Origin of the sequence: Streptomyces durbertensis (assembly GCF_014156695.1) — a bacterium.
GTDB lineage: Bacteria > Actinomycetota > Actinomycetes > Streptomycetales > Streptomycetaceae > Streptomyces > Streptomyces durbertensis.
Genome location: NZ_WMLF01000309.1, coordinates 1 through 6453, shown reverse-complemented (window position 1 = coordinate 6453; position 6453 = coordinate 1). Strand labels below are relative to the sequence as shown.

Annotated in this window: 4 protein-coding genes; 2 read left to right on the top strand and 2 right to left on the bottom strand. The window is 74.2% G+C overall.

Going from position 1 to position 6453, the window contains the following annotated elements:
- Window positions 1–65: 65 nt before the first annotated feature.
- On the bottom strand, window positions 66–500 hold the full coding sequence (locus GL263_RS18825; RefSeq protein WP_182856898.1) for a DUF6278 family protein: 435 nt from the start codon (window positions 498–500) through the stop codon (window positions 66–68).
- A gap of 309 nt (window positions 501–809) precedes the next feature.
- On the opposite strand from GL263_RS18825, the gene GL263_RS18820 reads away from it, so the two are divergent.
- Window positions 810–2645 (top strand): GDSL-type esterase/lipase family protein, encoded by a 1836-nt coding sequence (locus GL263_RS18820; protein ID WP_182856897.1) that lies wholly within the window; start codon window positions 810–812, stop codon window positions 2643–2645.
- Between the two features lie 28 nt (window positions 2646–2673).
- Here GL263_RS18820 and eccD read toward each other — a convergent pair whose 3' ends face one another.
- On the bottom strand, window positions 2674–4143 hold the full coding sequence (gene eccD / locus GL263_RS18815; protein ID WP_182856896.1) for a type VII secretion integral membrane protein EccD: 1470 nt from the start codon (window positions 4141–4143) through the stop codon (window positions 2674–2676).
- A gap of 220 nt (window positions 4144–4363) precedes the next feature.
- On the opposite strand from eccD, the gene eccCa reads away from it, so the two are divergent.
- The coding region (eccCa, locus tag GL263_RS18810; RefSeq protein WP_182856895.1) for a type VII secretion protein EccCa at window positions 4364–6453 on the top strand (2090 nt) is incomplete at its 3' end.

Here is a 6453-nt window from a genome sequence, read left to right as displayed (position 1 = left end):
GGACACCACCCCCGTCGCCGCCAAACGCGGCCGCGGCTGAGACGGCTCCCCCCGCACCGCCGCGCTCAGGCCTCCGCCGCCTCACCGTAGGACTGGGAGAGCTCCGGCGAGCCCTCCAGCGCCCAGCGGTGCCCGACGTCCACGACGTCGACCTCGCGACCCGCCGGAAGCCGTACCACCGGGTGGCCGTTGGGCCACAGATGCCAGTCGGCCCCCGCCACGGTCCGCACCAGCACGGTGCCGAGGTACAGCCCGGCGTCGTTGCCCAGCCACGGCAGTTCCTCCGGGTCCTCCCGCCAGCGCGGCAGCAGCTGGTCCAGCGCCTCGAGCGACGCCGGCGAGTCGTCCAGCTCCACACCGGACGCCGCCGCGCGGGTGCGCAGCAGCTCGCACTCCGACAGCAGATCGGTCAGCCCCTCACCCGCCTCGTCCCCGAAGACCGCCACCCCGCGGGCGGCACCGACCTTCTTGCGCCAGTTGTGCACAAAAGAAAGCTTCATGCACTTCAGGGTCGCATCCCGGCACTGTTCGAGCCATTGTCCAGAGCCCGGGCGCGTCACTGTGCGAGCGGCACCCACCACGCCGTGCCGTGACCGGGCGGCCACCCGCACGTCGTCGGGGCGTTGCCCGGCGGTGGCACGCCGATGCTGTCCTCAACACCACCCTGCGGCGGTGCCGCCTCCCCCTCGACCCGACGCCGCCGAACCGGTGGTCGGGCGAAACGGTGGCGGGGTCGGCGCCGTTGGACAACCAGCACGGTCGGGTTGCCCGGAACCGGCCCGACCGCCCGTGCCGTCGAAGGGACGCGGATGCGCCTTGGCCCTGTGAGCACCGTCGCCGCACTCACCCTGCTCCTCTCCTCCCTGCCCTCCCTCGTCCCACCGGCCGGGGCCGCCGCCCCGGGCCCGACCGGCGTACGCGCGGCGGCCGCCGAGCCCCGGCCGCTCCACCGCTACTTCGACAACCGGGCGGTCAGCCGCCCCGACCGGCCCGACGCGGCGGACTTCGACGGGGCCGGCAACTCGCTGTCCGCGTCCGAGCTGACGGCCGCCGGCTGGGCACCGGGAAGCCGGCTGCTGCTCGACGCCACCCCGCTGACCTGGCCCGACCGGGCGCCCGGCGAGGCCGACAACGTGCGCGCCGACGGCCAGCTCGTGACGGTGACCGGCCGGGGGCCGGCCGTGACCCTGCTGCTCGCCGCCACCTCGCCGTACGGGCCCGCCGCCCCCGTCACCGCCTCCGGTCGCGTCCACTACCAGGACGGTTCAAGCACCCGCTACACCGTCACCGCCCACGACTGGCGCACGGGACCCGCCGCGACCAGCGCGCTCTCCCTGCCCCGCCACCACGCCCCGGACGGAGTCAAGGCCGGACGGGCACGGCTGTACGTGGTGACCGTCCCCGTCGATCCGACACGCACCGTACGCGCGCTCGCGCTTCCCGCCGACCCCGGTCCCGACGCGGACGTGCACGTCTTCGCCGTCGGCCTGCGCGCGTCCGCGGCCGACTGGACGGGCACCTGGGCGGCGAGCACCGGCGGATACAACAAGGTGGGCCCCTGGCGGGACCGCACCCTGCGACTGGTCGTACGGACCAGCGTCGGCGGGAAGGAGCTGCGGCTGCGGCTGGCCAACACGTTCGCCGAGCGTGCCGTGCGGCTGGGCCGGGTCTCCGTCGCCGTCCGGTCCGAAGGGGCGGACACCACCGCCGACCCCGTACCCGTCGCCTTCGGCGGCCGTGACCGTCCGACGCTGCCGGCCGGCACCACCGCCGTCAGCGACCCCGTCCGGCTGCCCGTGCCCGCCGACGGCGACCTGCTGGTCAGCGTGCACCTGCCCGGCGACGTCCAGGCGGCGCCCGTGCACGGCCGGGCCATCCAACGCTCCTACGCCACGGGCGACAACACCGGCGACCTCACCGCCAGCCGGGGCGGCGCGCAGTGGCGGCCGGAGCTGACCACGTGGCCGTTCCTCACCGGCGTCGACGTGCGCGAGGACACCGGAACGGTCGTGACCATCGGCGACTCCCTCACCGACGGGGTCGGCTCCACGGAGGACAACAACCGCCGCTGGCCCAACGTGCTCGCCCGTCGTCTGCTGGCCCGCCCCCACGCCGACGTCCCCGTCTACGGGGTGAGCAACCAGGGCGTCTCCGCCAACCGAGTCACCAGCGACCGCTACCCGGGCGAGGGGGTCAGCTCCAGCAACGCCGGGGTGAGCCTCGTGCACCGCTTCGAGCGGGACGTGCTCGCGCAGCCGAACGTGCGGACGGTGGTGGTGTTCGCCGGGATCAACGACGTGCGCTGGGGCGCCGGTTCGGGCGAGGTCGTCGGCGGGCTGCGCGAGGTGGCGCGGCGTGCCCGGGCGCACGGGGTGCGGGTGCTCGTCGCCACCGTCGCGCCGTGCGGCGGCTATCCGGACTGCACGGCGGACGTCGACCGCCGACGCCGCGAGGTGAACACCGAACTACGCTCCGAGCGGGGCGACTTCGACGCCGTTCTCGACTTCGACGCGGTGCTGCGCGACCCCGCCGCGCCCGAACGGCTGCTGCCCGCCTACAACAGCGGCGACCACCTGCACCCGGGCGACGCCGGGCTGCGCGCCGTCGCCGAGTCGGTCGACCTGCGCCTGCTCGTGCCCCGCTGAGTCCGATGTCGCGGGAGCCGCCGACCTCTCAACGACCGGTCATCGAACGCGCGGTGGTGTACACGTCCAGCACGGCCAGGCACAGCGGCGTCAGCGACAGCAGTACAGCGCCCTCGGACACGTCCAACAGCCGTCCCCAGAAGGGCGTCAGCCCGGCCCGGGGCACGATGACCGCGATGGCGGCCAGCACCGCCGCGCCCGCGACCAGCGCCGTCGTCAGCCACAGCGCGCGCAGCCCCGAGCCGTCGGCGTCCAGGGCGAGCGCGGTGAACAGCAGCGCCAGCACGGCCGTTCCGGCGGCGAGCGCGCAGGCGACCTGCGTCGAGTAGCGGAAGAGCCGGGAGCGGGTCAGCAGCGCCAGGCCGGTGCCGAGCGCGAGGAGTTGGCCGAAGAGGTTGCCGCCGAAGGCCAGCACCGCCGCCGCGCCGACCGCGACGGCCGCCAGGCCACCGACCAGGCCGAGCAGCACCTCGTGCCCCCGGCGGGCCTGGGCGGCGATCCGGTCGGCGTCGATCGGACCGGGCTCGGCCGGCGCGAACGGGTCCTCGGCGGCCGTGCCGGACGTCTCATAGCCCGGGCGCGGCGGCGCGTACCCAATCGGCAGCCGAGCGAAACGCGCCGAGAGCGCCGGCAGGAACGCCAGCAGACCGATCGCCACCGGTGCGCTCACCGACGCGGCCGCCAGCGGCCGGGCGTCGGTCAGCACCAGCGCGAACGCGGCCAGAAGACCCGCCCCGGCCACCACCGCGACCGCCACAAACGGCGCGTCCCCCTCCGGCAGCGCCGCCACCATCACCGACGCGGCGAGCAGCACGGCCGCGCAGCCGAGCAGGAACTGCAGCCGCCCCACCCCGTGCCCGTCCTGGAGCGGCAGCACTCCGGAGCCGGCGAGCATCGCGTGCGGCAGCGCCGCGAGTCCGAGCGCGGTGGCCGACCCGCGGTCGCCGTAGAACCGTCCGCGCACCGGCGCCAAGGCCAGCAGCGCGACGGCGACCACCGCGGCCGTCACACCCGGCAGGCCGTGCATGTTCCGCTCGCCCGGGTCGGTCAGCCACAGCAGCAGTGCCGCCAGCCACACCAGCACCACCGTGCCGGCCAGGCCCGCCAGCCGCAGATACCGGTCGTTCCAGAGTGTGCGGTCGGCGGTGACCGCCGTCGCCACGGCGTCCGTCACGTCGTCGAAGACCGCCGACGGCAGCGAGCGCGAGAACGGACGCAGCGTCAGCACCTCGCCGTCGCGGATCCGCAGCCCGGCGAGGGTCCGCCCGGCGTCCAGCACCGTGCCGTCCCGCCGCACCAGGTGGTAGCCGACCAGGGAGCTGTCGTCGGCCGTGTGCGCGGTCAACCGCTGGATCTCCGGATAGAGGTGCGCCACCGGTACGTCCTCCGGCAGCGCCACGTCGACGCGGCCGCCCGGCGCCACGACGGTCAGCCGGCAGAAGCCGGTGCCCGTGGGCGCCTGGGAGAACGTCGTCGTACTGGTGGCGGGCGTGGTCACCGCGTCCCCTCCCCGTCGCTGTGTGCCGTGCCGTGCGCTCCCGGCCTGGTCGTCCGTCTCCAACCCTCGTGCACGGCCGGTTGGACACCCTATCCGGTCGGTGACGAGGCCCTGTCAGCGCGCCCGATGACGGTGAGTAGGATCGGCACGCGCGGAGGGAGCCGACGCCAGGGGGCGTCGGCCGGGTGGACCCCGCTGCTGACCGAGGATTGGTAGGCGTGTGAGTCAGATCGTCGTCAAACGCCGTGCCCGTGTGCTGCCGCCGGACGTGCCCGCCGACGAGGTCGTCCTGGAAGCGCCGCCGGAGCTGCCGCGCGGCCAGCAGGAGGGCGTGCTGATGCAGGTCCTGCCCATGCTCGGTATGGGCGGCTCGATGGTCTTCTTCTTCATGCCGGGCGCCCACCCGTTCATGCGCATCATGGGCCTGATGATGATGGTGTCCATGGTCGGCATGATCATCGCGATGATCGTCCGGCTCCGGCGGGGCACGCTGGGGCAGATGGCCCAGTCCCGCCGCGACTACCTCAAGTACCTCGCGCAGACCCGCCGCACCGTCCGGGAGACCGCGCGCCGGCAGCGCTTCGCCCAGCTCTACCTCAACCCCGCCCCCGACCAGCTCTGGTCGCTCGTCGAGGACGGCACCCGGGTGTGGGAACGCCGCTTCACCGACGACGACTTCGCCCAGGTGCGGCTCGGCCTCGGCGCCCAGCGCCTCAGCACCCCGCTCACCGCTCCCGACACCGCCCCCGTCGACGAGCTGGAACCGCTCACCGCCGGCGCCATGCAGCGCTTCATCCGCACCCACGGCACACTCGACGACCTGCCCGTCGCCGTCTCCCTGCGCGCCTTCTACCACCTCACCCTCTCCGGCGACCCGGCCACCGCGCACGGCACCGCCCGCGCGCTCCTCGCCCAACTCGTCACCCTCCACTCCCCCGACGACCTCGTCGTCGCGGTCGCAGCCGCCGGCAGCGAGCCCGCCGCCCGCTGGGACTGGACCAAGTGGCTCCCCCACACCCAGCTCTCCGACTCACTCGACGGCGCCGGCACCGAACGCCTCATCAGCGACGACGTCACCGAACTCGAAGCCCGACTCCGCCCCCGCCTCGAAAGCCGCGCCCGCTTCGGCGCCGAGGGCCCGCCCCCGCTCGGACAACCCCACCTCGTCATCCTCCTCGACGGCGCGTCCGTCCCGCCCACCTCCGCGCTCGCCGCGCCGGAGGGCTTCCAGGGCGTCACCGTCATCGAGGTCGTCTCCGGCGAACTGCGCGAACCGCGCGGCGGCCTGTCCGTCGTCGCCCGCCCCGGCGAGCTGCGCCTGGAGTCCGGCCAGGGCCACGTCTACGAAGGCACCCCCGACACCCTCGATCTCGAATCCGCCGAAGCGCTCGGCCGGCTCCTCGCCCCGATCCGCACCCCGAGCGGCGGAGACGACGACGAACCCCTCCTGGCCAACCTGGAGTTCACCGACCTCCTCAACCTCGGCGACGCCGCCGCCGTCGACGTCAACCAGACCTGGCAGCCCCGCTCCCAGGCCGAACGGCTGCGCGTGCCCATCGGCGTCGGCGACCAGGGCCAGCCCATCATGCTCGACCTCAAGGAGGCCGCGCAGAACGGCATGGGCCCGCACGGCCTGTGCGTCGGCGCCACCGGCTCCGGCAAGTCCGAACTCCTCCGCACCCTCGTCCTCGGCCTCGCCGTCACCCACACCTCCGAGACGCTGAACTTCGTCCTCGCCGACTTCAAGGGCGGCGCCACCTTCACCGGCATGGCGACCATGCCGCACGTCTCGGCCGTCATCACCAACCTCGCCGACGACCTCACCCTCGTCGACCGCATGGGCGACTCCATCCGCGGTGAGCTCAACCGCCGCCAGGAGCTGCTGCGCGCCGCCGGCAACTACGCCAACATCCACGACTACGAGAAGGCCCGCGCCGCCGGCGCCGCCCAGGACCCCATCGCCTCCCTCGTGATCGTCATCGACGAGTTCAGCGAACTCCTCACGGCAAAGCCCGACTTCATCGAGATGTTCATCCAGATCGGCCGCATCGGCCGCTCCCTGGGCGTCCACCTCCTCCTCGCCTCCCAGCGTCTGGAGGAAGGCAAGCTGCGCGGCCTGGAGACCTACCTCTCCTACCGCATCGGCCTGCGCACCTTCTCCGCCTCCGAGTCCCGCACCGCGCTCGGCGTCCCCGACGCCTACCACCTGCCCACGGTGCCCGGCTCCGGCTACCTCAAGCACGGCACCGAGGAGATGGACCGCTTCAAGGCCGCCTACGTCTCCGGTGTCTACCGCGACGGCTCCCCCGC

What these genes read in the sequence shown, in the direction of transcription:
- GL263_RS18825 (WP_182856898.1), bottom strand. Translation starts at nt 500, where the DNA reads ATGAAGCTTTCTTTTGTGCACAACTGGCGCAAGAAGGTCGGTGCCGCC.
- GL263_RS18820 (WP_182856897.1), top strand. Translation starts at nt 810, where the DNA reads ATGCGCCTTGGCCCTGTGAGCACCGTCGCCGCACTCACCCTGCTCCTC.